General features: G+C 46.3%; 18 protein-coding genes and 1 tRNA gene. 2 read left to right on the forward strand and 17 right to left on the reverse strand.

From position 1 onward, the window contains the following. Window positions 1-15: 15 nt before the first annotated feature. The 16 genes from hemB to PAEAM_RS12455 all read right to left on the reverse strand — a co-directional run bounded on the left by hemB (window position 16) and on the right by PAEAM_RS12455 (window position 19,538). Window positions 16-1,017 (reverse strand): porphobilinogen synthase, encoded by a 1,002-nt coding sequence (hemB, locus tag PAEAM_RS12380; RefSeq protein WP_076216943.1) that lies wholly within the window; start codon window positions 1,015-1,017, stop codon window positions 16-18. Window positions 1,018-1,119: 102 nt separating this feature from the next. Beyond that, a complete protein-coding gene (gene cobA, locus PAEAM_RS12385) occupies window positions 1,120-2,682 on the reverse strand; it encodes a uroporphyrinogen-III C-methyltransferase (RefSeq protein WP_100527749.1) in 1,563 nt (520 codons plus the stop codon). Window positions 2,683-2,686: 4 nt separating this feature from the next. Next, window positions 2,687-3,643: a hydroxymethylbilane synthase gene (hemC, locus tag PAEAM_RS12390; protein WP_036605896.1), complete on the reverse strand. Its 957-nt coding sequence runs from the start codon at window positions 3,641-3,643 to the stop codon at window positions 2,687-2,689. 2 nt (window positions 3,644-3,645) lie between these two features. Beyond that, entirely contained in the window at window positions 3,646-4,296 is a 651-nt protein-coding gene (locus PAEAM_RS12395) for a precorrin-2 dehydrogenase/sirohydrochlorin ferrochelatase family protein (RefSeq protein WP_100527750.1), read from the reverse strand. A 5-nt stretch (window positions 4,297-4,301) separates the two neighbouring features. Then, window positions 4,302-5,129, reverse strand: a complete 828-nt coding sequence (gene ccsA / locus PAEAM_RS12400) for a cytochrome c biogenesis protein CcsA (RefSeq protein WP_036605894.1) — start codon at window positions 5,127-5,129, stop codon at window positions 4,302-4,304. 14 nt (window positions 5,130-5,143) lie between these two features. Then, window positions 5,144-6,529 carry a glutamyl-tRNA reductase gene (gene hemA, locus PAEAM_RS12405; RefSeq protein ID WP_100527751.1) on the reverse strand — a complete coding sequence of 462 codons (1,386 nt, stop codon included), beginning with the start codon at window positions 6,527-6,529 and terminating at the stop codon, window positions 5,144-5,146. Between the two features lie 342 nt (window positions 6,530-6,871). Further along, window positions 6,872-7,273 carry an adenosylmethionine decarboxylase gene (gene speD / locus PAEAM_RS12410; RefSeq protein WP_036673526.1) on the reverse strand — a complete coding sequence of 134 codons (402 nt, stop codon included), beginning with the start codon at window positions 7,271-7,273 and terminating at the stop codon, window positions 6,872-6,874. 335 nt (window positions 7,274-7,608) lie between these two features. After that, window positions 7,609-8,196: a hypothetical protein gene (locus PAEAM_RS12415; protein WP_036605891.1), complete on the reverse strand. Its 588-nt coding sequence runs from the start codon at window positions 8,194-8,196 to the stop codon at window positions 7,609-7,611. 267 nt (window positions 8,197-8,463) lie between these two features. After that, window positions 8,464-9,120: a ribosome biogenesis GTP-binding protein YihA/YsxC gene (yihA, locus tag PAEAM_RS12420; RefSeq protein ID WP_100527752.1), complete on the reverse strand. Its 657-nt coding sequence runs from the start codon at window positions 9,118-9,120 to the stop codon at window positions 8,464-8,466. A 156-nt stretch (window positions 9,121-9,276) separates the two neighbouring features. After that, window positions 9,277-11,616, reverse strand: coding sequence for an endopeptidase La (lon, locus tag PAEAM_RS12425; RefSeq protein WP_036605889.1), 2,340 nt, complete (start codon window positions 11,614-11,616; stop codon window positions 9,277-9,279). 86 nt (window positions 11,617-11,702) lie between these two features. Further along, complete coding sequence (gene lonB / locus PAEAM_RS12430) at window positions 11,703-13,457, reverse strand: ATP-dependent protease LonB (protein ID WP_036605888.1); 1,755 nt, start codon at window positions 13,455-13,457, stop codon at window positions 11,703-11,705. 167 nt (window positions 13,458-13,624) lie between these two features. Further along, window positions 13,625-14,722: a flavodoxin-dependent (E)-4-hydroxy-3-methylbut-2-enyl-diphosphate synthase gene (gene ispG, locus PAEAM_RS12435; protein ID WP_017692591.1), complete on the reverse strand. Its 1,098-nt coding sequence runs from the start codon at window positions 14,720-14,722 to the stop codon at window positions 13,625-13,627. Window positions 14,723-14,843: 121 nt separating this feature from the next. Continuing rightward, the gene (gene clpX / locus PAEAM_RS12440) at window positions 14,844-16,097 is read right to left on the reverse strand and encodes an ATP-dependent protease ATP-binding subunit ClpX (RefSeq protein WP_036605887.1); all 1,254 of its coding nucleotides are present in this window, start codon (window positions 16,095-16,097) and stop codon (window positions 14,844-14,846) included. Between the two features lie 12 nt (window positions 16,098-16,109). Beyond that, window positions 16,110-16,700, reverse strand: a complete 591-nt coding sequence (clpP, locus tag PAEAM_RS12445) for an ATP-dependent Clp endopeptidase proteolytic subunit ClpP (RefSeq protein WP_036605886.1) — start codon at window positions 16,698-16,700, stop codon at window positions 16,110-16,112. 378 nt (window positions 16,701-17,078) lie between these two features. Continuing rightward, window positions 17,079-18,419: a trigger factor gene (tig, locus tag PAEAM_RS12450; RefSeq protein WP_036605885.1), complete on the reverse strand. Its 1,341-nt coding sequence runs from the start codon at window positions 18,417-18,419 to the stop codon at window positions 17,079-17,081. A gap of 138 nt (window positions 18,420-18,557) precedes the next feature. Next, window positions 18,558-19,538, reverse strand: a complete 981-nt coding sequence (locus PAEAM_RS12455) for a hypothetical protein (RefSeq protein WP_370511445.1) — start codon at window positions 19,536-19,538, stop codon at window positions 18,558-18,560. 189 nt (window positions 19,539-19,727) lie between these two features. Between PAEAM_RS12455 and PAEAM_RS12460 the strand changes: the two genes are divergently transcribed. After that, window positions 19,728-19,801, forward strand: a tRNA-Arg gene (locus PAEAM_RS12460). A 500-nt stretch (window positions 19,802-20,301) separates the two neighbouring features. After that, on the forward strand, window positions 20,302-21,531 hold the full coding sequence (locus PAEAM_RS12465; RefSeq protein ID WP_100527753.1) for a CynX/NimT family MFS transporter: 1,230 nt from the start codon (window positions 20,302-20,304) through the stop codon (window positions 21,529-21,531). Between the two features lie 128 nt (window positions 21,532-21,659). Here PAEAM_RS12465 and PAEAM_RS12470 read toward each other — a convergent pair whose 3' ends face one another. Then, window positions 21,660-25,619 (reverse strand): S8 family serine peptidase, encoded by a 3,960-nt coding sequence (locus PAEAM_RS12470; protein WP_279303088.1) that lies wholly within the window; start codon window positions 25,617-25,619, stop codon window positions 21,660-21,662. Window positions 25,620-25,720: the final 101 nt, after the last annotated feature.

Genomic DNA, 25,720 nt, shown 5'->3' on the forward strand with positions numbered 1-25,720 from the left:
TTAATGTAATGTATTTTATTTCTCAGCCAACCAGCGTGAAGCGTCTTTTCCGTAATAGGTAATGATCATATCTGCACCTGCACGTTTCATGCTGAGCAGGATTTCCATGGCAACTTTTTTCTCATCGATCCAGCCTTGAATCGCCGCCGCCTTCACCATGGCATACTCGCCACTTACATTATAGGCAACAAGCGGAAGATCAAATTGATCCTTAATCGTACGCATGACATCAAGATAGGAAAGGGATGGTTTTACCATCAACATGTCCGCTCCTTCGAGCACATCCGTCTCTGCTTCACGCAAGGCTTCACGCGCGTTCGCCGGGTCCATCTGATATGACTTGCGGTCTCCGAATTGTGGTGTGGAATCCGCAGCTTCACGGAATGGACCATAGAATGCAGATGCATATTTAACAGAGTAAGACATAATCGGAATATGACTGAATCCATTCTCATCCAGCCCCGCGCGGATCGCTTGCACAAATCCATCCATCATGTTGGATGGTGCAATAATGTCCGCTCCTGCTTTGGCTTGAGACACTGCCGTTTTCACGAGCAGATCAAGTGATTCGTCATTTAACACATCTCCGCAGATGTGACCGTCAATCTCCACGGTGTGTACCATACCGCAGTGACCGTGATCCGTGAATTCACACAGACAAGTATCCGCAACAACCAGTAGTTCTGGATACCAGGATTTGATCAATCTCGTCGCTTCCTGCACAATGCCATCTTCAGCGAAGCCAGATGAACCCACACTGTCCTTCGTCTCGGGAATACCAAACAATAACACGGCTGGAATTCCCAGCTCGGCAATTTCCGTTACTTCCTCCTGAAGACGATCCAGCGAGAAGCGGAATACGCCAGGCATGGATTTAATTTCAGATTTCACATTTTCTCCATACGTCACATAGATCGGTTGAATAAAGTCGTCCACAGTTAGATGGGTCTCTCTGACCATATTGCGAATACCTGTGGATTGACGTAAACGGCGATGCCGTACAATTGGAAAACTCATACGAGTAAAACCTCCCTGAAAGTTAAATAGAGCAAAAAGGGAAGCGCGCTGGTATCCTATCGAATTCAGCACGCTTCATATGTTGACATGATTACATGTGTATTAATTTCGAAGAGCGCCTTCTTTGGTGCCTGTCCGTTTCCAGTCGCATAGCACTGTGATCAAGCTATCCATCGTTGCTTCCTCTGCCATCAGTGTAACCTTCAGTCCAGCGGCTTCTGCCGTCTTCGCTGTAACAGGCCCGATACATGCAACCTCCACATCTTTCAATAACGGCAGTGGATCTAGCAACCCCATACGTTTCAACATACTCATGAAATTGGTAACCGTCGATGAACTTGTAAAGGTCACCGCATGAATACCACCTTCTTCAAGTAGCTTGAGTAGTTCGTCATCATCCTCACCAGCGAGGATCGTATCGTAGGTGATGGCTTCGGTGACCTGAATTCCTCGTTCTCTCAACTGGTCACGTAACCATGTACGTGCAAGATCACCGTGCGGAAGCAATACTCTCTGGCCTTCCTTCAGCTCACTTTCAAAAGCCTCAAGCATGCCTTCGGCCTGGAAAGGACCTTTGACAACCTCTGCAACGATGCCATGTTTGCGCAAAGCATCTGCTGTGGAAGGTCCTACGGCAGCAATTCTCGCTTGATGAATCGAGCGAATATCCTTGCCTTCCTGTTCCAGATGGCGGAAGAAAAACTCCACGCCGTTCACACTTGTGAAAAACACCCAGTCATAGGTATTTAAAGCACTGAAGGCGTCTTTGACACTTTGCTTGGCAGATTCACTGGACGGCATGACCGTCTCAATGACTGGAAACTCATACGGTTCGCCGCCGAGTTCCTCAATGCGATTCACCAGTTCACTCGCCTGACTGCGAGCACGGGTTACCAGAATTCGTTTGCCAAACAGCGGCAGCGCTTCTGCCCATTTCAACTGTTCCCGCTGATTGACGACATCTCCCACCACAATAACAGCTGGTGGTTGGAAATTAGCTTCGATCACTTTCGCTTCTATATCCTCAAGGGTACCTGTAAGGGTATCCTGTTCCGCTCGTGTTCCCCAACGAATTAGAGCTACCGGTGTTTGCGCTGGACGACCATGACGAATCAATTGTTCGCTGATATATCCAATTTTGGCAACCCCCATCATAAATACAAGTGTGCCCGTTGCATTCGTCACTTTATCCCAATGGATACTGCGATCAAGCTTGTCCGGACTCTCGTGCCCCGTAATAATAGAGATGGAAGATGCATAGTCACGGTGAGTCACAGGAATTCCGGCATACGCAGGTACACTTATTGCAGCGGTAACCCCAGGTACAATCTCAAACGGAATTCCGTTTTTGTGCAGCAAACCCGCCTCTTCGCCCACGCGTCCAAAGATAGTTGGATCGCCGCCCTTAAGCCGAACCACAACCTTGCCTTCAAGAGCCAGATCAACCAACAGTTGATTGATCTCTTCCTGTTTCATCGTATGCCGATCCGGGCGCTTGCCCACGTAAATCTTGACTGCGCCGGGTTTCATTTGTTTCAACAATCTCGGACTTGCCAAACGATCATAGACTACAGCATCGGCTTTCCCGATGGATTCCCACCCTTTTACCGTAATCAGCTTTGCATCCCCAGGACCTGCCCCTACCAAAAAGACCTTTCCCACCATGTCTTCATCCCCTAACTTCTGCCAGTATCTGCTCTGCTCCCCGTTCGATCAATCTCCACGCCACTTCTTCACCCAGACGAACCGGGTCCTTGCCGATCATGGCTTCCTTAAGAATCAGTCCACCATCCGGCGTGCCGACCATACCTGTTAATTGTAACGTGTTTTCACCATTCAGGGAATCTGCATCTTGCTGAGGCACCCACACCGCATGAGCACCGATCGGAACCTGACAGCCCCCATTTAATACACTGAGAAAACGGCGTTCCGCCTGTACAGGAAATGCTGTCTCGGGATCGTTATACAGCTGTAGCAAGTGCAATAGTTCCTCATCGTCTTCACGACATTCGATACCAAGCGCGCCTTGACCCACTGCCGGAAGGCAAGCTGTTTCCGTCAGGTACTCTGTGATTCGGTCTTCCCAGCCCATACGGTACAATCCTGCAGCTGCCAGAATAATCGCATCGAATCCTTCGGTCTCCAGCTTCCGCAGACGGGAATCAATATTGCCGCGAATCGATTCCAATTGCAAATCTGGACGATAGGCCTTTAATTGACTCGACCGGCGCAGACTGCTTGTTCCGACTCTAGCTCCTTCTGGCAGTTGATCCAGAGTAAGTCCACCATTGGAGATCAGCGCATCCCGTGGATCTGCACGACGAGGAATAGCACCATTGATTAATCCTTCGGGTAACTCGGATGGCATATCCTTCATACTATGCACAGCCATATCAATGGTACGATCAAGCATCGCTTGTTCAATCTCTTTGACAAACAAACCTTTGCCGCCCACTTTTGACAACGTTACATCCAGAATGAGATCTCCCTTGGTAACAATCTTATGTACTTCAAAGTCAAAAGCTAATCCTTCCCGCTCACAAATATCGCGTAAATCCTGAATGACATGACCTGTCTGGGTTAGCGCAAGCGCGCTCTGTCTACTTCCAACTTTAATTGTACGCATATCTACACTTCCTCCTGATTACGGGATATCCAATCCCCGATTTCTTCTTCGGTCCACCACCGAAAATGGCCTGTACGAATATCTTCTAATATGTGCATTTCAGTTAATTGCCGAAGCAACGTACTTCTGAGACTTGAAGAAGATACGCGTGACTTCACCTCAGTCCTCATCTGGTGCAAAAACTCAAGGTACGTCTCATACTCATCACCGAACTGTCGTTCGAGTGTGGCACGTATCTCCGCAGCTGCTGCCGGTCCCGCTCCTGCTGTGGATATTGCTATGCTTAATCTCCCACGCCTTACCACGCTTGGCGTAATAAAGCTGCTGTGCTCCGAAGACATCGCGTTATTGACCAGTATGCCCGCAGCCTCCGCATCCCGAACCACAGTTGAATTGACCTCTGAATGGTCAGTCGCTGCATATACGAGAAAGGCCCCCCGCAAATCTCCATTGCGGTAGGACCGGTCTATCCATTGAATTCGGGATTCATGATGCAGTTGTTTTAATACGGGAGTAAGCTCCGGACTAATGACCGTAATTTGTGCCTCAGCATGCAGTAATCCCTTAATTTTACGTTCGGCAACACGTCCACCACCAACCACGCAGCATTTCTTGCCTGAAGTATTCACAAATATCGGCGTGTAACGGTCCATCCCCTTCACTCTCCCGTCCAACGATGAAACGCTGAATACGCATTGGATAAAAAACTTATAATGACAAATCCGTACCCGATCAGTGTCCATCTTGCCATGATAATTGTAGAGAACTGTTTCCTTCTCTTGGATACGAAGTACCCCACATAGATGGCTATAGCAAGACCTGTCGCAATAACTTTGAGATCCAAGAGTAGAATCCAGCGTCTTTCCGCCACAATGGATAATACGGCAAGCATCACAGAAACGCCAAGGAGCGGTGTACCTATGAAATTAGCACCATCCATATACTTACCGATCACTTCCAGGCTTGGCATCCGTCGCATCGTATCATTCCACTTTTTTTTCTTCAACTTACGGTGCAGGAACAGATATAACATGGCAAATACCGTAGCAACGGTTAACGCCGCAAAACCAAGATTCGCCAAGGTAATATGCATAATGAGTAATCCATGTACCGTTTGCCAGTTATGCAGTGATATCTCTCCGGCCGTAAACCACAGTCGGTTTAATACCGTAACGGAAAAACCTACAACATTCAGCAACAAAATCACAAATTCGGAACGCTGGATGCGAGTCATGACGAGAGACATCAGCACAATACTGAATGAAAATATAAACAAAAAATCAAAGGTGGTATAGATGGGGAAATGGCCTTCAGTCCACATGCGCAATATGACATGCGTTACCTGCAATCCCCAAACAACGACAAGAAACCCTGTGCCTGTCCGCTTCGCCCCCGCATTGCGTCGAATGCAGTCCGAGAAATAGAACAGTAGGCTCAGGGCATACATATAGATTAGAGCTTCATAAACTTGTTCAGCAAGGGTCAAGCTACCCACCCGCCTTATACGCCTGCCGGAGCATAAGCCGGCACGGGGTCTTGCCGGTTTTCGTTAAGGTGAGCGGCCGGTTTCGCCAGAGCTGTGGCATCACTCTGACTCACTTTTTCAGCGGCCATCTCTACTGCATCTTCCAGAGCGAAAATCTGAGTAAACATGCGCAGAGCTTCATCACCTTGCTTCGTGCCTGCCATTTCCTTAATCCGATTAATCGGATCTGTCGTCATTTGGTTCACAATACTCTTGGTCAAACGACGAATGACTTTACGTTGATGTTCATCGAGCTCAGGCAGTTTATTAAACAGGCTATCCATCGTTTCTTCATGAATGGAGACACCTTTTTCCTGCAAAGCGCGAATAACGGGACGAACACCTAACGTTTTGAGCCAATGGTAATAATCCTCCATCTCAAGCTCAATCATTCTCTCAATCTTGGCAGCTTCCACCTTACGCATCTCCAGGTTGCTCTCCACGATTCCTTCCAGATCATCAATGTCATAGAGAAATACGTTGGATAATTCACCAATCGCCGGATCAATATCGCGTGGAACCGCAATATCAATCAGGAACAATGGACGAGATTGACGACGCTTCATGCTCTCTCGTACCACTGCTGCATCCATGACATAACGTTCAGCTCCAGTGGAACTAATCACAATATCAACTTCATTAAGTCGATCTAATGCCTGTTCCATCGTACAAGGTGTCCCCCGGAACTTGGCTGCCAATTCTTCAGCTCTTGCGAGCGTACGATTCGCCACGATGACCTCGGATGCCCCGTTGGCATAGAGATGTTTCACGGTTAGTTCACTCATCTTGCCCGCACCCAAAATGAGCACCTTCTTGTCTGTGAACATGCCAAAGATCCTCTTACCGAGTTCAACAGCAGCATAACTGACAGATACGGCGCTCTCCCCGATGGAAGTCTCCGAATGTGCCCGTTTGCCCAGCGTAACTGCCTGTTTGAACAGCATATTAAACCAGGTACCTGTTGATTTCTCTTCTTGCGCTTTAAGAAAAGCCTGTTTCACCTGTCCAAGAATCTGAGTCTCACCAATGACCATGGAATCTAGTCCGCAGATGACGCGGAACAAATGGCGCATGGCTTGATCATCTTCATATATATATAAGTGTTGCGTAAATTCTTCCCGTGGTACGTTAAACCATTGTTCCATGAATGTTCGAATAAAATAACCACACATGTGAAGACGGTCCACCACAACATACAACTCGGTACGGTTACATGTGGTTACGATTACACCTTCCAATACACTCTTGGTCAGCTTGAGCTGCTGCAGCGCTTCAGACAAATCCTTTTCTGCAAATGTGAATCGTTCCCTAACCTCTACAGGCGCCGTGCGATAATTCAAACCAACGACAACGATGTGCATTGCAAGTTCACCTGCCTAATAAATTTCCAATCAAAGTGCTTACTGCATATGTCTATCCATTTATGATTGACAAGGTTAATTATATCACACATCATAGCCGTGACCGGGTCATTTTTATGAAATGTTTATGAAATCACCATGTTCATCATCATATGCACTGTCATTTATTGTAGTGTCTCACCAAAGTTCACCGTTATGCGTTAAAAAGTGTCGATTATGAATATTCATAACGATACGCATATTAAAACAAATAGCCATGGAATTATTCCATGACTATTAGAGTTTGGGAGGTTATGTGTCCATCCCGATATGTGAACATTGTGTATGCAATATACTTTTTATTTAAACCCGTTCAGTCTGGTTGTTCATGTCTGGTGTTTCAACTTGCAATTCGCCCAAACCACGTACCAACTTCTTTGCATACGTTTTTTCAGGCTTTAATACGGATACCAGGTAGTCAATAGCAAGCTGTGGATCTACAGTCTCCCCACATGTGTAACAATCAATCGCTGCAAAACCTCTCTCAGGATACGTATGAATGGAGAGATGGCTCTCAGACAATAGTACAAGTACGGTCGCTCCCTGTGGATCAAACTGCTTGGACTGTACGGACATCACTGTCGCGCCACATGCCTCCGCTGCTTCAACCATTTGGGCTTCCAGATACTCTGCATTGTTCAGTAGATTAAAGTCGACACCCCAAGTATCAACAGCAACGTGTCTTCCGAAAGTTGAATATTCCATCCTTCGGTTCCCCCTTCCTAGGAATAAAATGTTTGAAAAATTTCATCCGCTAGGACCTACGTCATTCACTTCCCGAGGGAAAAATCTCTCGCAACATATAATGTCCTGAGTGAATCCTGGTTCCTATATTGTTTTCAACGAGATTAAAAATAACATTGAATCAGAGTGAAATCAACCCTTTTCCAGAATATTGTAAAATAAATATTTCCAATTCGGAATATTCGATCTCACATCAAAAAATCCCCCTGAAACCTCCACATTGGCGAGTGCCACTGCACGGAAGATACAAGGGAATTCATTATATACATATACGTTTATAAACATACAATTTAAAGCTAATAAGCTTCAAGCTCAAACAACCGTTTTTGATGACGAGCAAGGGTCTCATCAATCTGATGGAGCTGATCAGCAGTCGCATCTTTTCTAGTGTCCAGTAGTGAATCGATCTCGGCATACACACGGTTGATTTCGCGTTCTACATCTCTGGCCTGGAACAGATGTTGCAATTCAAGCAACGTATTTTTGTATTCATAGATCACTCGGGTGTTCTCCCCGGTCTTCTCCACAATTTTGCGGACAGTGCCTTGAGCATAAACATACGTCATGGTGAACCCTTTATAGATCCGATGAACGACCCCGTCACCCTTAAAAGTCACAAAGAGCTTCCGGACAACGTTGGTCAGATGCAGATTCACCAGGCGGCAAGATAACTCACAGATATAAAACCCTTCTATGCGGTCAAAAGGGAAATGCACTTCTTCTCCACTTACATCCCCCAGCACAACCTCCTGACAACCATTGTCCAACACCTTAACCCGGTGATGAAGCCTGCCGTCTTCTGTCATGCGCAAAAACTGATGCATCTGGGGTTCTGACAATTTCATAGTGGCCTTAACGTATTCTGTGGCTAACCGCTGAGCCATACAAATCCCTCAATTCTTTCCCGATTGTTTTGTCTTCCTGCACATGTAGCAGTCATCTCAAAATTCTTCAGGCCGGCATGGCCGGTAATTTTGGTACTGTTGGCAATATGCACCTATGCTCATTATACACTACCCTAACGTTATTTTTCTCCAGACCCAGATGATGAATTGTCACGAAATCCCTTAAAAAACCGGATTAATCTGGATCTCATCAAAGATTCACTTAGCATGCTCACTTTTCTGCACTAAAACGGTATACTATCTCGGTTATCCGTTAATTTCGTTGCTTTCTTCCTCATCAGAAGCACCCTCTGCATCCAGCACTGGTGCATACTTATCTATGCGGGCATGGCGGGTAATGATGTCCCATAACTCTTCTTTCCCCAATCCCTCTTCAGATGAAAAAGGTACAAACAAATCCCCTGAACGAAGACCCAGTGATTCCTTAATGACTTTGATATATTTGGCTCTGCGTGTTTTTGGAATCTTGTCCATCTTGGTTGCTACGACAACCAAAGGCAGTCCATTATGACGAAGCCATTCGTTCATCATCTTGTCCTCCTTGGACGGTTCATGTCTCATATCCACCATCTGCATAACCAATTTCAATTCCTCGCGTCCCAACAAATATTTCTCCATCATTTTGCCCCAGGCAAAACGCTGCTCTTTGGAAACTTTGGCGTAACCATATCCCGGGAAATCGACGAAGTAGAGATCCTGATTAATTTTATAATAGTTGAGTTGCTGTGTCTTACCCGGTGTTGAGCTAGTCCGAGCCAAATTTTTACGATTGATCAAACGGTTGATCAAGGAAGATTTCCCCACATTGGAGCGTCCCGCCAAAGCAATCTCTGGCAGACCGTCCTCGGGGTATTGTTCAGGCCGAACGGCACTGATAATAAATTCAGATTGATTTACTTTCATATTGTATCTTTCCTCTCTTGAAAACCTGTGCTATGCATCACCTGTTGAAGGTATTATGCCATGGATTGTTCTATCATACCAAAAAAACCGTTCCAGCGGACGCCGAAGCCTCCGCAGAACGGTCTAATCTTCATACGAACCTTTCGGATACGTGGATTACAGGTGAATTCCTGTCTGCTCAACAAGTGCATGCTGCAATACCTGATCCATATGGGCTACAGGGACAAACTCCACATCTTCCTTGATGCTGTCTGGAATGTCACGCAGGTCCCGTTCGTTATCCTTAGGCAATAATATTTTTTTATAGCCGGCACGATGGGCCGCCAGTGATTTCTCTTTCAGACCACCAATCGGCAGTACACGTCCACGCAGTGTTATTTCACCAGTCATCGCGATATCCTTGGACACATGTTTGTTCGTCAAGGCTGAGATTAACGCTGTTGCCATCGTAATCCCGGCAGATGGACCATCCTTCGGAATCGCTCCTTCCGGAACGTGGATATGGATATCGTTCTTCTCATGGAAGTCAGGCGAAATTCCAAGCTGTGTAGCTTTGGAACGGGTGTAACTGAATGCGGCTTGTGCCGATTCCTTCATGACATCCCCCAGTTTACCTGTGAGAGTCAATTTACCTGTTCCAGGCACAACAGTCACTTCAATAATAAGGGTATCTCCACCCACTTCAGTCCACGCCAGACCCGTTACGGTACCAATCTGATCTTCCAGTTCGGCCATACCATAACGGAACTTGCCAGGTCCAAGGTAGTCTTTGATCTCATCGGATGAGATGTTAATCTGACCTTCCACACCCGATACGATGTTCTTGGCAGCTTTCCGGCATAACGAAGCCATCTGCTGTTCCAGATTACGCACACCTGACTCCCGTGTATATTCACGAATTACACGCAACAACGCGTCATCCGGGATTTCCAATTGCTCTTCTTCCAGACCATGGTCCTGCTTCTGTTTGGGCAACAAATAGTTTTTCGCAATTTGTTGCTTCTCCAGCTCCGTATAACCAGGGATGTTGAGCATTTCCATCCGATCCAGCAATGGACGCGGAATATTGTGTACCGTGTTGGCAGTTGTTATAAACATAACGTTGGATAAGTCAAACGGCAATTCGACAAAATGATCACTAAACGTATTATTTTGTTCCGGATCAAGTACCTCAAGTAACGCTGCGGAAGGATCTCCGCGGAAGTCTGAAGCCATCTTATCAATCTCGTCCAGCAGGAATACCGGATTGAGTGAACCTGCCGTTTTCATCCCTTGGATGATACGCCCAGGCATAGCCCCTACATAGGTTCGTCGGTGACCACGAATCTCGGCTTCATCCCGCACGCCGCCAAGAGATATTCTTACAAACTCCCGACCTAGCGATCTCGCGATCGAACGAGCAAGTGATGTTTTACCGACCCCTGGAGGTCCAACCAGACAGAGAATTGGCCCTTTGAGCTTCTTGACGAGCTTCTGGACAGCCAGATATTCAAGCACACGCTCTTTGGGTTTTTCCAATCCGTAATGATCTGCATTGAGCACATCTTCGGCTTTTTGGATATCCAGATCATCCGCTGTCATCTGACTCCAAGGAAGGCCAAGCAGCCAATCCACGTAGTTGCGAATAACTCCGCCCTCGGCTGAACTTGCAGGCATTTTCTCCAGTCGATCAATTTCTTTCTCGACCTTTTCTTTCACCTTGTCCGGCAAGCCGAGTTCTTCCATCTGAGTGCGAAGTTCCTCGACCTCACCCGCACGGCCTTCTTTTTCACCCAGTTCTTTCTGGATCGCTTTCATCTGCTCGCGCAAATAATATTCCTTCTGCGTTTTCTCCATCTGTTTCTTCACACGTTGGCTGATCTTGCGTTCAAGCTCCAGCACTTCGCGCTCATTGTTCAGGATATCCAGCAATTTCTCCAGACGTTCCCGAACGTCGATGGTCTCCAGAATTTCCTGTTTATCCTTGATCTTCAAGGACAGGTGACTCGTGATGACATCGGCCAGACGCCCTGGTTCTTCGATGTCAGACACCGCTGCGAGTGTCTCTGGTGTCACTTTTTTGGACAGATTAATATAATTCTCGAACTGGTTCAGAACGGTACGCATCAAGGCATCCGTCTCCGGATGGGTATTCTCCTCTTCAGGCAGCTCTTTAGCCAGTACTTCATAATATTCCTCATTGTCCGTATATTCAATAATTTCAGCCCGTTCCAAGCCTTCAACGAGTACACGAATCGTACCGTTCGGAAGCTTCAGCATCTGTCTGACCTTGGCCACGGTTCCGATTCTGAAAATGTCCTCTTGTGTTGGTTCTTCAATATTTACTTCGGCTTGGGAACATAGGAGAATCAGATGTTCTTCTACCATCGCTTTTTCTAAAGCCTTGACCGATTTCTCCCGGCCCACATCGAGATGCAGTACCATACTCGGGTAGACGAGAAGTCCTCTTAAAGGCAGTAAAGGAAAACGACGACCTTTCGCTTTGCTCGGTCCCATCGCTTTCGCACCTCCAATGGCTCTCAGGTTGTAGTCATTCATTATTCTATCAAATGTTCACATAAAAAACCAATGAAGGGAAGCGCTTAGCAGCTTCCCGAATCTGTAACCTGTCCTGGACGAGGCACGTCCGCACGCAAATAGGAAGCGGATGCCGGTGGAAAAATCTCCGGTGCAGGTGCAACTGTCTCCTCTGCAAGCTTCGTTTGTTCCATTTGTTGTGATTCCGGAACCCAGGCGAACACTTCACGGAATACGTCCTGTACCGTATCTACCGGGATAACGCGCAAGCCATCCAGATTCTCAAAAATGGACTGCCAGTTCTCCGCGGGAATAATAACGGTCTTCGCTCCAGCCTGAAAGGCAGCCTCCACCTTGGCTAGCACGCCACCGATAGGCTTAACCCGACCATGAATACTGATCTCGCCAGTCATCGCTGTCTCATGATCCACAGGACGCCTCTGAATGGCTGATGTAATGGCAGTCGCCATGGCGATCCCGGCGGATGGACCATCAATAGGCGTCCCACCTGGGAAATTCACGTGTAAATCGTAATCATTCGGACGAATACCCATGGCTTTTAATACGGTTAACACATTTTCAACCGAGCCTTTGGCCATACTTTTTCGCCGGAGTGTACGCGAACCGCCTCCAATCTCTTCTTCATCCACAACGCCTGTAATGTTGATTCGGCCTTGATCTTTAAGAGCCGGAACAGCAGATACTTCGATCTCCAAAATGGTTCCCATATTCGGTCCGTATACCGCCAAGCCGTTAACAAAACCCACCTGCGGCTGTGTCGGGACCTTCCGATCAGGCCGTGGCTGAATCTGACTGCTACCCGCCACCCACTCCACATCAGACGCCTGAAGCGTCTCACGCTTCTCTGTCAGCGCAAGTCCAGCAGCCAGCTGGATGATATTGACCGCTTCACGTCCATTGGTTGCATATCGCTTGACCACATCAACGGCATCCGGACATGGACTGAACCCTATTTTCTGAACAGCATCCTCTGCAATTCGCCCAATCTCCTCAGGCAACAAAGGTCGGAAATAAACTTCCATGCAGCGGGAACGCAGAGCTGGTGGCAGTTCATGAGGCGAACGTGTCGTTGCTCCAACAAGGCGGAAATCGGCCGGCAGGCCATTTTGAAAAATATCGTGGATATAAGCAGGAGTATGCGTGTCTTCCGAGTTATAGTACGCACTCTCCAAAAACACCTTGCGATCCTCCAATACTTTCAACAGCTTATTCATCTGAATCGAATGTAATTCACCAATTTCATCAATAAAAAGCATTCCCCCATGCGCTTTCGTCACAGCGCCCGGTTTTGGTTGGGGAATACCAGCAACGCCCATAGCTCCTGCTCCCTGATATATCGGATCATGAACCGAACCAATTAAGGGGTCCGCAATACCACGTTCATCAAAACGGGCTGTTGTTGCATCCAACTCCGTGAATTTCGCGTCTGGCTTGAAAGGCGATGTTGGATTCTTCTTAGCCTCTTCCAAAACGACCCTTGCCGCAGCTGTCTTCCCGACTCCGGGAGGGCCATAAATGATAACATGTTGCGGATTAGCACTGCACAAAGCAGCTTTAAGGGCACGCAGCCCGTCTTTTTGCCCAACAATATCGTTAATGGTAGCTGGACGCGTCTTCTCCGACAACGGCTTGGTGAGTGAGATCGAACGCAGCTTGCGCAGCTTCTCCAGTTCCTTGCGAGATTCACGCTCAACGGCACTGCGGTTTGTTTTCTGACCACGCAGCAGGTTCCAGAAATACAAACCAATCACCACTCCAAAAAATAACTGAATCAACATGATGACCATACCAAATTCCATGTCTTCACATCCTCCTATTTTGTCGCTATTCTCATATGAGATCATGCTAATACTTGGTAGTATAGCCTTTTCAACGCGACGTAAACGGGCGATGCGGAATTTGTATGCGAGAAAATAAAAAGCCCGCCATCGCTGGCGAGCTTTTGTTGTAACAAGATATGAATCAATCAGTGCGAACGACCAGGAATAACACCTGTCTCTTCGTAGGCTTCGACGATTTTGTCGATCTCTTTTTTTAATTCCTCAACCATGATTTCTTCAGGCACTTTACGAATCATCTTACCATGACGGAACAAGAGACCTTCTCCACGAGCACCGGCAATTCCGATATCCGCTTCTTTGGCCTCACCTGGACCATTAACCGCACAACCCAACACCGATACTTTAATCGGCACCTTCAGTTTGGAGATATACTCTTCCACTTCGTTGGCAATGGAGAACAGGTCGATATCCAAACGTCCACACGTTGGGCAGGAGATCAATGTAGCTGCATTTGTGATGAGTCCAAATGTTTTGAGAAGATCACGAGCGACCTTAATTTCTTCTACCGGGTCCGCACTCAGTGAGATCCGCATCGTAGAACCAATACCCATGGACAATAAGGCTCCCATACCTGCGGAGCTTTTGATCGTACCGGAGAACAATGTACCCGCTTCGGTAATCCCGAGATGCAACGGATACGGAATGATTTGAGCTGCTTTGGTATACGCCTCAATTGCCATCGGCACATCTGATGCTTTGAGAGACACGATGATATCATGGAAATCAAGCTCTTCCAAAATACCAATGTGATACAATGCACTTTCTACCATAGCATCTGCCGTAGGATACCCATACTTCTCAAGGAGATGGTTTTCCAAAGAACCCGCATTTACTCCAATCCGAATCGGAATGCCGCGGTCTTTACAAGCCTTAACCACTTCTTCCACTTTTGCACGTTTACCGATGTTACCTGGATTAATCCGAACTTTATCGATGCCGTTCTCAATCGCAAGTAAAGCCAGCTTATAGTTGAAATGAATGTCCGCTACGAGCGGTATATTAATGCGTTTTTTGATTTCCTTGATGGCTGCGGCAGCTTCCTCATTATTCACCGTTACACGTACCACTTGACAGCCCGCTTCTTCCAGTCGCAGAATCTCTGCAACCGTTGCTTCAACGTCTGCCGTTTTGGTTGTACACATACTTTGGATAATGACTTCGTTACTGCCACCTATCGTTACGTTTCCCACTTTCACGGGACGTGTATCCTGTCTTAAATACATGAGTGATTTCTCTCCCCACAACGTCAAAGCTCCACCCTGACAGAGACAAGAATTCGCCTTCTGCCAAAGTGGAGAACTGACAAGTCTATATTTCAGAGTTCAACGGGATTCAGGCCTTTTATTAGGCGCTCTCTTCCTGCTTATCGTCCTTCGATTGGCTTAGTTCAGGCACGACTCTTTTCTCAACAACTTCTTCGGTAATGACACAGTTCGTAACATCTTCACGTGAGGGCACTTCATACATGATTTCCAGCATGATACCTTCAATGATGGCACGCAATCCACGTGCACCTGTGTTACGTTTAATTGCTTCTTTTGCAATCGCAAGCAATGCAGCTGGTTCAAAGACCAGATTCACATTATCCAGCTCAAGCAGTTTTTGGTACTGTTTGGTAAGCGCGTTTTTTGGTTCGGAAAGGATCCGTACCAGCGTATCTTCATCCAGCGGCTCCAAAGTGGAGATGACTGGCAGACGGCCTACAAATTCCGGAATCAGACCAAATTTCAGCAAATCTTCCGGCAATACCATACCCAGGTATTCACCTGGTTTCAGATCTTTTTGCTCAGAAACGGTATTAAAGCCAATGACTTTTTTACCGATCCGGCGTTTGATCATTTGCTCCAGACCATCAAAGGCACCGCCGCAAATGAACAGGATGTTTGTTGTATCGATCTGAATGAATTCTTGATGAGGGTGTTTACGACCACCTTGTGGTGGTACAGAAGCCACAGTTCCTTCAAGAATTTTCAAGAGAGCCTGTTGCACACCTTCGCCCGATACATCACGAGTAATGGATGGGTTTTCGGATTTACGCGCTACTTTATCAATCTCATCGATATAAATAATGCCACGCTCTGCTTTTTCCACATCATAATCAGCAGCTTGAATCAGTTTGAGCAGGATGTTCTCTACATCCTCACCCACATAACCCGCTTCTGTTAATGACGTAGCATCCGCAATAGCAAAAGGAACATTCAAAATTTTTGCCATCGTTTGCGCAAGCAACGTTTTACCAGAACCTGTTGGCCCTAACAGCAAAATGTTACTCTTTGACAATTCAACGTCTTCAATTTTGCTTTGTGTGTTGATCCGTTTGTAGTGATTATACACCGCAACAGACAATGATTTTTTCGCTTGTTCCTGTCCAATAACATATTGGTCCAGAATATTACGAATTTCTTTTGGTTTCGGAATATCTTTCAGGTCTACTTCTTCATCATGACCAAGTTCTTCCTCAACGATTTCGGTGCAAAGTTCGATACATTCATCACAGATGTACACGCCTGGTCCAGCGACCAACTTGCGTACCTGCTCCTGAGATTTACCGCAAAAAGAGCATTTCAATTGCCCTTTCTCATCGTTAAATTTAAACATGAAACCACCCCTTTAGGAATTGATCGGTCTACTGAGCACCTGGTCAATAATGCCGTACGTCTTAGCTTCTTCAGCGCTCATGAAGAAGTCACGGTCGGTATCCCGCTCAATTTTCTCAAGAGGCTGACCCGTACGATCGACGTATATTTGATTCAGTTTCTGACGTGTTTTAATAATCCATTCTGCGTGTATCTTAATATCCGCAGCCTGTCCTTGAATGCCGCCAAGCGGCTGATGAATCATTACTTCGCTGTTTGTCAGCGCATATCTCTTGCCAGGTGCACCGGCTGTCAGCAATAACGAGCCCATGCTTGCTGCCATCCCTACGCAAATGGTAGATACATCCGGCTTGATAAATTGCATCGTATCGTATATACCCATCCCTGCGGTGACAGAACCACCAGGTGAGTTAATGTACAAGCTGATATCCTTCTCAGGATCGTCGGCTGCCAAAAACAAAAGCTGTGCTATGACAAGATTGGCTACATCGTCATCAATCGCACTGGTTAGAAAGATAATGCGATCTTTCAGCAAACGTGAATATATATCGTAAGACCGCTCGCCTCGATTGGTTTGTTCTATAACCATTGGCACCAGACTCATGAGACCAACCTCTTTTCTACATGTAATTAGACATAGGCCACCTGTAAAGCAAACCCAAATTCATTCTAACACTTTCCTGTGACAATGTCATTTTTCACAAGAGGGGTGAGACATCAATTTGTTTACTTTTTTAGCCTGATCATATTTAACCATGTTTTCTATGTATGTGCAAATTGAAGCCATCCTATGCCGTCTTGCCGTTTTTTATTTGCATGAAGTAATAGGTATGTAAAAAGTGTACGCGGATCAATAAAATTAGTGTTCATCCATATAATTACTTCATTTTCTATAAAATGGATGTCATAATTTAAAAATAAGGCACGCAATAATTCACGTGCCTTATCGTTTATTCAACTGACAAGTTGATAACAGCTTGTCTTATTTTTCGTCAGCTTCTGCAACAACTTCTTCAGCTGGAGCTTCAACCGGTTCAACAACTGTGCTGTTCTCAAGGAGAACGTCAATCGTTTTACGCAGTTTAACTTCATCGCGAAGGCTGTCCAAGGAACCATTACCTTCGAGGATGCCACGGATCTCATCAGCAGGACGCTTGTAAGATTCAGCCATTTTCTCGAGTTCTTGATTCACTTCTTCATCAGATACTTCAATGTTTTCCGCTTTACCTACAGCTTCAAGCACCAGGTTGTTGCGAACACGTTTGGAAGCATCTTCTTGCATTTGCCCTCTCAGGTCAGCTTGAGTCTGGCCAGAGAAGCTCAGGAACATTTCAAGGTTCATACCTTGGTTACGCAGACGGTTGTCGAAATCACGCATCATGTTTTGTACTTCGCTCTCAACCATTGCAGCAGGAATGTCCACTTCAGCGTTTTCAGCCACTTTTTCTACAACTGCATTTTCTTGTGCAGCTTTGGCTTCGTCAGCTTTGCGGGATTCCAATTGTGTTTTCAGGTCAGCTTTGTACTCTTCAAGTGTGTCGAATTCGCTAACATCTTTAGCAAACTCATCATCCAATGCAGGAAGTTGTTTGCGTTTGATTTCGTGAATTTTCACTTTGAATACCGCTTGTTTGCCAGCAAGTTCTGCTGCATGGTAGCTCTCTGGGAAAGTCACTTCTACGTCTTTGAAGTCACCTGTGGACAGACCCACAACTTGTTCTTCAAATCCAGGAATGAATGTGTTGGAACCCAGTTCCAGGGAATAACGCTCAGCTTGTCCACCTTCGAAAGGTACACCATCAACGGAACCGTCGAAGTCGATTACTGCAACGTCGCCGTTAGCAGCGGAACCTTCGTCAATTACAACGAGTTCAGCGTGACGTTGTTGAAGACGCTCAAGTTCTTCAGTCACTTCTGCGTCAGTTACTTCGCCTTTTGCTACAGCAACTTCGATTCCTTTGTACTCACCAAGAGTAACTTCAGGTTTCACAGTTACTTTTGCTTTGAACTTGAATGTTTGTCCTTTAGCAAATTGTTCAACATCTACGTCAGGGCGATCAACCGGGAAGATATCCGTTTGGTCGATTGCTTCTGTATAAGCTTCAGGAAGCAAAATGTCGATTGCTTCTTGATAAAGGCTCTCTACACCAAAACGTGCTTCGAAAATGGAACGTGGTACTTTACCTTTACGGAATCCAGGTACGTTTGCTTGTTTAACCACTTTATTAAAAGCTTTGTCGAGTGCTGCAGTTACACGATCTGCATCCACTTCAACCTCAAGAACCCCAAGGTTCTTCTCTATCTTTTCCCAAGTTGCTTTCATTGTATACTTTCCCCTCCAAAATTCACATGTTCACGTAGGCAATCACGTACAAAATAACCATTTTAGTATAAACAAGATTAGATTCTTTTTCAAGGGGAATCCCTTGATACAGTTTAAGGAAAACGTTTCCGGCCTCGATTAACCATCCAAACCGGCAGATACAAACTGTTTCATGGAACGATAAGCCTGCTCCAGTCGAAAGCGCATCGCGCCTGTCACAGCATACATTGAGCGGGTATTTTCCTCATCATGCGAACCACCCAGACTGTCTGCAACGGTCATATGTAGAGCTGCTGCCCATATATCTGTCATGGAATCATTTTCTTCCAGCATCGATACATAATCACGGGTTCCATACACCGCCATGACATATTGTATCCACAGTTCCTGGGCAAAATAAAAGAGCGTAGGTTCATGAACCTCCGTCTGATCTGCCACTCGTTCCAGAATCTGAACGATTTGGAGCGGGAATTCCTCTGGTCTAAGAGGCACGGTGTCGATCTCGACTTCAACCTGCTCTTCGCCTCTCGTAAACAGGATCATACCTTGAACACCTCGGCGACGCAAGGTTTGCAACACCCGAAATTGAAGCAGAGGGTGAAGCGACTTATCTTTTAACCAACTCGTAAGTGCCTCATCAATCTTCGGTAGATCAAGATAGGCCAGCTGCTCCAAAGCCAGCATCGTCTGTTCAGACAGCGGCTCCTCCATTACGGTGCGAAGCATCTTATCTGCATAACCATCATCCTGTTCGAGCTTCATTCGGGCATGCTGCCGTGCCATGTCTTCCTCACTAATCTCTTCTTCCTCTTCTCGTTCTTCAAGAACGGCAGGCGAGGTTTCTTCATATTGAGGAAACGCAGCCTGAAGCCATTCGAGCAGAGCCCGCCATTCATCATAGTGGCGCTCTTCCTGGCCCTGACATTGCAGCAAAAAGTGAAGCAATTTCATCGCTTCACCATACCGTTCATTTTCAAGCATAACTGTCAATTGAATCTGGTAATAGTCCAGCGTCTTAGGAAACAGCACAATATTGTTGTTATGCTCGGTTTCCGGGGTCGTGGATTCCTTAATGGGAGCACCTCCTCTATATCCTGAATCTCCAGTCGGAATCAACATAAATAGATGTATATATTAAAACGATTGTTGATCTATTTTCTGAGTTCTCCTGATATTCTAACATAACCTTAAATATAATGAAAAAAACGTTACTGCCGCCAAATATCATATACGAAAAATAGTTTAAAATAAAATGCTTGATATTCCTGTATGCATATGATAAAATCAATTTTGCTTGAAAAATTTCATGTCTCAGTAGCTCAGCTGGATAGAGCAACGCCCTTCTAAGGCGTCGGTCGGGGGTTCGAATCCCTCCTGGGACGTATTAAAAAGAAGCTTCCTTCGGGAAGCTTTTTTTGCGTTCTGGGGATGAGAACCCCAATGGTTCGTCGGAGCATTCGCTTCGTTACATGCTCTATGTCGCTGCATTGGAGCGCCCGCATTTGCTCACTCTATAAGCAACGCGTTGAAAGTACCAACGTTCTAACGAACATAGGACACTTTATTTGCTCCCAATTCAGCATCATGGAACTCTAACGAATCTTAGAGAGCTTATTTCACCATTCTGGGGTATTAACCCAGTTATTCGCACTTCATAGCCTGCTTAACGTCGCTGAGGTTCGTTAGAATCTGAAAATAGCGGTTTTACCCATTATAAGACCACGTGGATTCGTTAGAGTTCACAGGGTAGTCAAGGCACCCATTGTCGATTGGGTGTTTTTTCATTTCATTGCTCAATATTGACATAGAATGTTATGCTTACCCAGTGGGTAATGTAACAATCCATACATATTAACTTCTTAGGAAACAGGAGATTTTATCAATGTCATCTTCAATACAGCAACACTCATCTATCCATACCGAGGAAGAACATTCTTCGACATCCAAAAGATTCGGCCTGTTATTAGCAGGCATTATCGTCATCGCCGCTACCATGAGGTCACCGATCACTGCAACGGGTCCCGTTGTGGAGATGATCCGCTCAGATACAGGTATCGGCCATACAATGGTCGGGCTTCTGACCTCACTTCCTTTGCTCGCCTTTGCAGCAGTCTCTCCTTTTGCACCACGTCTTGCCAAGCGGTTAGGACTCGAATCTGCTCTGCTATTGGCTGTTATGATTGTAACCATTGGGGTGGCATTACGCTTGTTGCCTTCCATTCTCTCCTTATATGCAGGAACCGCAATTTTGGGGTGCGGCATTGCATTAAGCAACGTGCTTTTGCCAAGTTTGATCAAACGTGATTTTCCATTGCGGGTAGGTATCGTCACCGGATTATACTCTGTATCCATGAATATATTTGGCGCCATCGCCTCAGGTGTGAGTGTGCCCGTAGCAGGAGCCACATCTATGGGTTGGCGTGCTTCGTTAGGCATGTGGGCCTTGTTGTCCATATTGGCGCTCCTCTTGTGGCTCCCCCAGATCGCCGCAGGACGTCAGCGAATGTTATTCATAGCCACACAGAGTGAAGGGACACCTGTACGTCTACGGACCTCTTCCCTGGCCTGGTTCATTACTTTATTTATGGGTCTTCAATCTCTAATATTCTATACAACGATTACCTGGCTTCCCGAGATTCTCGCTGAGCAAGGATTCAGCCCCACCTCAGCAGGGTGGATGCTCTCCCTGATGCAGATGGTTAGTGTACCAGCTACCTTTATCGTTCCAATCCTCGCCGGCCGAACGCGAGATCAGCGTGTTCTAACCGCGATAACGTGCTCTTCTTTAATTGTCGGGTATGCTTTATTGTTAAGTGGCATCGCTTCGCTCGTTACCATTGGTGTCACGTTGGCAGGAATAGGCGCTGGAGCTTCATTTGGCATGGTAACGATGTTCTTCGTCCTTCGCACAAAAGATGCCAGACAAGCTGCCAGCCTGTCCGGGATGGCCCAATCCTTCGGATATATGCTGGCCGCAGTTGGACCTCTACTGTTCGGTATGCTTCATGACTGGACAAAAGGATGGACCCTGCCGTTGCTAATACAGGTCATTCTGGCCATCGCTTTGCTAATCGCAGGGATTCAGGCCAGCAAAAATAGAATGATCGGTTAGTCATACAATTCATTTATAAAAAAAACAAAACGGCCTCCATCCTGCAAATCAGGATGGAGGCCGTTTATGCATAGAACAATTCCTTCATTAATTGAATCCATTTTAATCAATTTCAATGAGGAATGAACTTACTTCACTTTTACCTTAATCGTGTCTGTGCTGGTAACACCGCCTGCGTTAATTAACTCTGCCCGATACGTATACGTGCCCGATGTTTTCCCAGACAGTGTAGTCACAGCACTTTGCGCATAAGGTGTAGCCGAACGGAGTTCTTGCGTATCGATCAACTTATCATTTTCATAGAGACGATACTCTGTAGCGTTGGTCCCCCACCACAGGTTCATAGACACCTTATAATTGCCATCGCCATCCCAGTTATCGTGAGAAAGAACCGCTTTGCCTGGCGTTGCGTTGGTAACCTGAACAGTCAACGTCTGACTACGCGTTGTTCCCTTGTCGTTGGTCAGCTCAGCCACGTACGTATACGTGCCGTTGGCTTTGCCCGTGATCTTCGTCTGAGCAAACTGCGCCCAAGGCGCGTTGTAAGTCAACTTCTGCGTATCTACCAAAACCCCGTCCTCATATAACTTGTAGCTAGTTGCGTTCTCACCCCACCACAGGTTCATTGTAACGATATACGCGCCCTCTGGCAGGCCGTTGCCTACCCAGTTATTGTGAGACAATACAGGCGTACCTGGGGCCTTGGTTGCCGGAGTTTCAGGTTCGGTCTCCACGGCTTCCAATTTCAGTGCCGTATTGGCTGTACCCGAAAGCCCCTGTTGGTCTTTTACTGTAAGTTCAACAGCATAGTCGCCTGCTTCAATTCCCTCCAAAGGAAGGTTGAAGGTACCATCAGCTTGTACTTCAAAGAATCCTTCTTTATAAACCGAACCATCCTCTTTTTTCACAACATACGTTGCTTCCAGGGAAGCTGCCGGATCAAACGTGATGTCCCATCCGCTGGCAAGCGCAGGAGCTACACGGAAGTACAAGTCTTCCACGCTACCGTTAAGGACAGCAGACTCATCCTCTTTGAACTCCAACGCTTCTGGTGCAGTTACAGCCGGAGCTGTCTTTTTCACCAAAAATGGCGAAGTGTCTTCCTTATAGGTTTTGCCGTCCGTACCAATAGTAGTGATGTCTACCGTATATAAACCATCCGGAATCTCAGTCACTTCATCGGTTGTGTAGTCTGCATATGAGCCGTCCCAAGCAAGATTGTATCTTGCATTGGCATTGAAGTTGAAATAGTTACCAAAGATGGAGCCAATATAACCATCTTGATAATATCCACCTTCCGGATTAAGACCATCATAGATCTCAATCAGGGCAAATGTCATCGGATTATAGAATTCCATCGCAACATTCAGCGTATCCAACGTACCATCAGCCTTCAATGGATAGTGGAATGGATTTTTCTCAGTCCCTTTTACGGTTTCAATATACTTAACTCCACTCAACGTAACGTTGAAATGAGCAACATATGGCACAGTAAAAGTATTGGTTCCGTTTGAGAATTCAATGTATCCTTGTGCTTCTGTAGTCGCAGTAACCCCACGCGGAACGGAGATTGTTACTGCAAGTTCTTCCTCACCATTCAATGTGAAGGAACTCTTGTCTACCGCAACGGATACACCAGCCACATTACGAGTTGGATTCACATTTACGGTGTAATCCCCGCCACTACCATTCAGCGCTTCAACTTTAACCGTTTTGGTAATCGTCTTTTCATCTGTGCTCAGGAAATTACCGTAGTTGATACTTCCGGTGATATTCTCCTTTTCAACAACAGATCCACTTTCTGTGTATTGAGTCACATCAAGCACTTTGACAAAAGCCGCAGGATCAATGGTATTAACAGCCTGAATACGGCCAGCACCTTGATCAAATACATCAAACTTGGTTGTATCCAGCACCTTACTATTGTTCATCAGTGCAACTTTGATATCAAATGGTGTCCATTCCGGATGCTTCTCGATCAGAAGCGCAATCAAACCTGCTACATGAGGTGTAGCCATACTTGTACCTGATTTACGATCATAAGCTTGTGCGTAATCTGCGTCTGGCTCATCCTTGCCGTAGGCAGGAATCGTAGACAAAATGCTTGTACCTGGTGCAACAATATCCGGTTTGATGTCCAGCGTTACCTTAGCAGGTCCACGTGAACTGGATGAACTCATTTCATCGCCCGGAGTTTGGGAACGTTCAAAATCACTAAAGCTCACTTCAACGGCTTGCCCTGCGTCCAGCTCAGCCTTGATCACATCTCCATCTTCCTTGGACATGCTCAGTGTTGGAATGAGTTCAAAGTTATCGCCCAGACTTACACCAATTGGGCCAGGAATGTTGTTATATACAATAACAGCCAAGGCTCCGGCTACTTTAGCATTGGCGATTTTCTCTACAAATGCGATTTCACCACGCTGTATTAATGCCACTTTACCTGTAAGATCCTTACCTTCAAAATCAGTTGGCTTACCCAGTGCTCCATATTCAAGCTCATATTTCCCTGTCAAAACAGTTTCAGGGTCTGCTGACAGGCTCCATCCCATCAGATCCAGACGGTAAACCGACTCTGTAATAGCCAGTGGAGCTTCAGTCGGAGCAATTACAGACTCTTCTTCCGCAGGAGTAGCTTCAGGAGAAGCTTCAACAGGTGCAGAAGGTGATGCAGATGGAGTATTTTCTTCCGTTGTAGCTTCTTCTACATTCAGATCTTCAGCTTCGTTAGAAACTGTGTCCTCCACAGCCGCTGCACTTTCCTCATCAGCAGTTGCAGGTACACCTTGCTCTGAAACTTCTGGTGCTTCTGTTCCAGGTGCCGTACCCAGTTCAGGAGATTGTTCAACCTCTGGCACCGGTTGTTGTTCAGGTTGTGCCTCTTCGCCTTCCTCACCAATCCAGAAGTGAGTATCGGCTGTAATCAGCTGGCTAGGTCCTGTAGAGTTACCTACCGTAATGGCCATTGCAGACGCACCCGGAGAACCGAGTGTATAACGGTTAGGTCCACTGTTACCACTTGCTACAACCGCTGTCACACCAGACAACATCGCATTGTTCAGGGCAACCGAAGTGATATAACTCGGGTCGTTGGCGGCGTTACCTAACGAGAGATTAATTACGTCCATGCCATCTTGAACAGAACGATCAATTCCGCCGAGTACCCATGAGGTTTGACCACTACCATACGGTCCAAGTACACGGTAAGCATAGATATCTGCTTCAGGAGCAACACCAACAATACCGTAGTCCCCCGCTTCGCGAGCAGCAACGGTACCCGCTACGTGTGTACCGTGAGATGTGTAATAGGGGCTTCCAAGCTCGTTAAGCTCAGGCTCGCCCGATCCTTTCCATTCTTGATATGTTGTTTCATACGGATCATTGTCGTTTCCAACAAAATCCCATCCACCTTTGTAGGCTTCTTGCAAATTAGGATGTTCATAGTCAATCCCTGTATCAATGACGCCGACTTTAATGCCATTTCCTTTGTAACCCAGATCCCATACTTCAGGTGCACCAATAAAAGGAGCTGTGTCTTTCATGTACGGGTTCACTTCATCTGTCTCGGGCGCTATTGTAACTTCAAGGTCTGGATATACGCTGACCACGCCAGGTATCTGAAGCAATTGTCCCACCTGGTTTCCTTTAAGCTCAATCGCTACACCATTCAGGGCATATGCATATTCTTCCAATACTTCATGTTTGATTTTCTTCTGAGTGAGGCTATGTACAAATGACTGTTGTTGTTGCTCAACTTGAGTCACAGCCTTTGTTTCCATAGAGGAGGTAAAAGATTTTCCGGAGAGGGTTGATTCACCTTGCGCTACTGCAACAGGTTTATTGGAAAGCTCAACGATCACTCGGGTGTTCTCGCCACCCAGACCTTCCAAGCTTTTATCCAAAAATGGATCTGCGGCAAGTTTTGCTTCCCGTCCTGCAAGAATCTCTCTCCATTGTTTGGCTTCGGCTGTACTGGGTAAGTTGTCAAGCTGAATAACTGAATCTGCGGGAGCGGCTCCAGCCGCGGGGAGAATAATGGAAAAGACCATCAGAACACTTAATAACGTGGATATCAATCGTTTACTCAAGGCTTTGCCCCTCCTTTTAAATGTGAATACGTCACCAAATGATGGGTTCCTGCTGTTTGTGCGTACTGCAATACACACTCCAATTTCACCGCCTATCTGCA

Source organism: Paenibacillus sp. GM1FR (assembly GCF_002803315.1).
In the GTDB taxonomy this organism is placed as follows: Bacteria; Bacillota; Bacilli; order Paenibacillales; family Paenibacillaceae; genus Paenibacillus; species Paenibacillus amylolyticus.

Bases quoted from the DNA above. Each gene is read 5' to 3' on its own strand.
- tig (WP_036605885.1), bottom strand. From the start codon at position 18,419: ATGAAAGCAACTTGGGAAAAGATAGAGAAGAACCTTGGGGTTCTTGAG.
- hemA (WP_100527751.1), bottom strand. From the start codon at position 6,529: ATGCACATCGTTGTCGTTGGTTTGAATTATCGCACGGCGCCTGTAGAG.
- ispG (WP_017692591.1), bottom strand. From the start codon at position 14,722: ATGTATTTAAGACAGGATACACGTCCCGTGAAAGTGGGAAACGTAACG.
- lonB (WP_036605888.1), bottom strand. From the start codon at position 13,457: ATGGAATTTGGTATGGTCATCATGTTGATTCAGTTATTTTTTGGAGTG.
- PAEAM_RS12455 (WP_370511445.1), bottom strand. From the start codon at position 19,538: ATGTTGATTCCGACTGGAGATTCAGGATATAGAGGAGGTGCTCCCATT.
- speD (WP_036673526.1), bottom strand. From the start codon at position 7,273: ATGGAATATTCAACTTTCGGAAGACACGTTGCTGTTGATACTTGGGGT.
- clpX (WP_036605887.1), bottom strand. From the start codon at position 16,097: ATGTTTAAATTTAACGATGAGAAAGGGCAATTGAAATGCTCTTTTTGC.
- PAEAM_RS12395 (WP_100527750.1), bottom strand. From the start codon at position 4,296: ATGGACCGTTACACGCCGATATTTGTGAATACTTCAGGCAAGAAATGC.
- PAEAM_RS12415 (WP_036605891.1), bottom strand. From the start codon at position 8,196: ATGGCTCAGCGGTTAGCCACAGAATACGTTAAGGCCACTATGAAATTG.
- yihA (WP_100527752.1), bottom strand. From the start codon at position 9,120: ATGAAAGTAAATCAATCTGAATTTATTATCAGTGCCGTTCGGCCTGAA.
- hemC (WP_036605896.1), bottom strand. From the start codon at position 3,643: ATGCGTACAATTAAAGTTGGAAGTAGACAGAGCGCGCTTGCGCTAACC.
- lon (WP_036605889.1), bottom strand. From the start codon at position 11,616: ATGGGACCGAGCAAAGCGAAAGGTCGTCGTTTTCCTTTACTGCCTTTA.
- hemB (WP_076216943.1), bottom strand. From the start codon at position 1,017: ATGAGTTTTCCAATTGTACGGCATCGCCGTTTACGTCAATCCACAGGT.
- cobA (WP_100527749.1), bottom strand. From the start codon at position 2,682: ATGGTGGGAAAGGTCTTTTTGGTAGGGGCAGGTCCTGGGGATGCAAAG.
- PAEAM_RS12465 (WP_100527753.1), top strand. From the start codon at position 20,302: ATGTCATCTTCAATACAGCAACACTCATCTATCCATACCGAGGAAGAA.
- clpP (WP_036605886.1), bottom strand. From the start codon at position 16,700: ATGAGTCTGGTGCCAATGGTTATAGAACAAACCAATCGAGGCGAGCGG.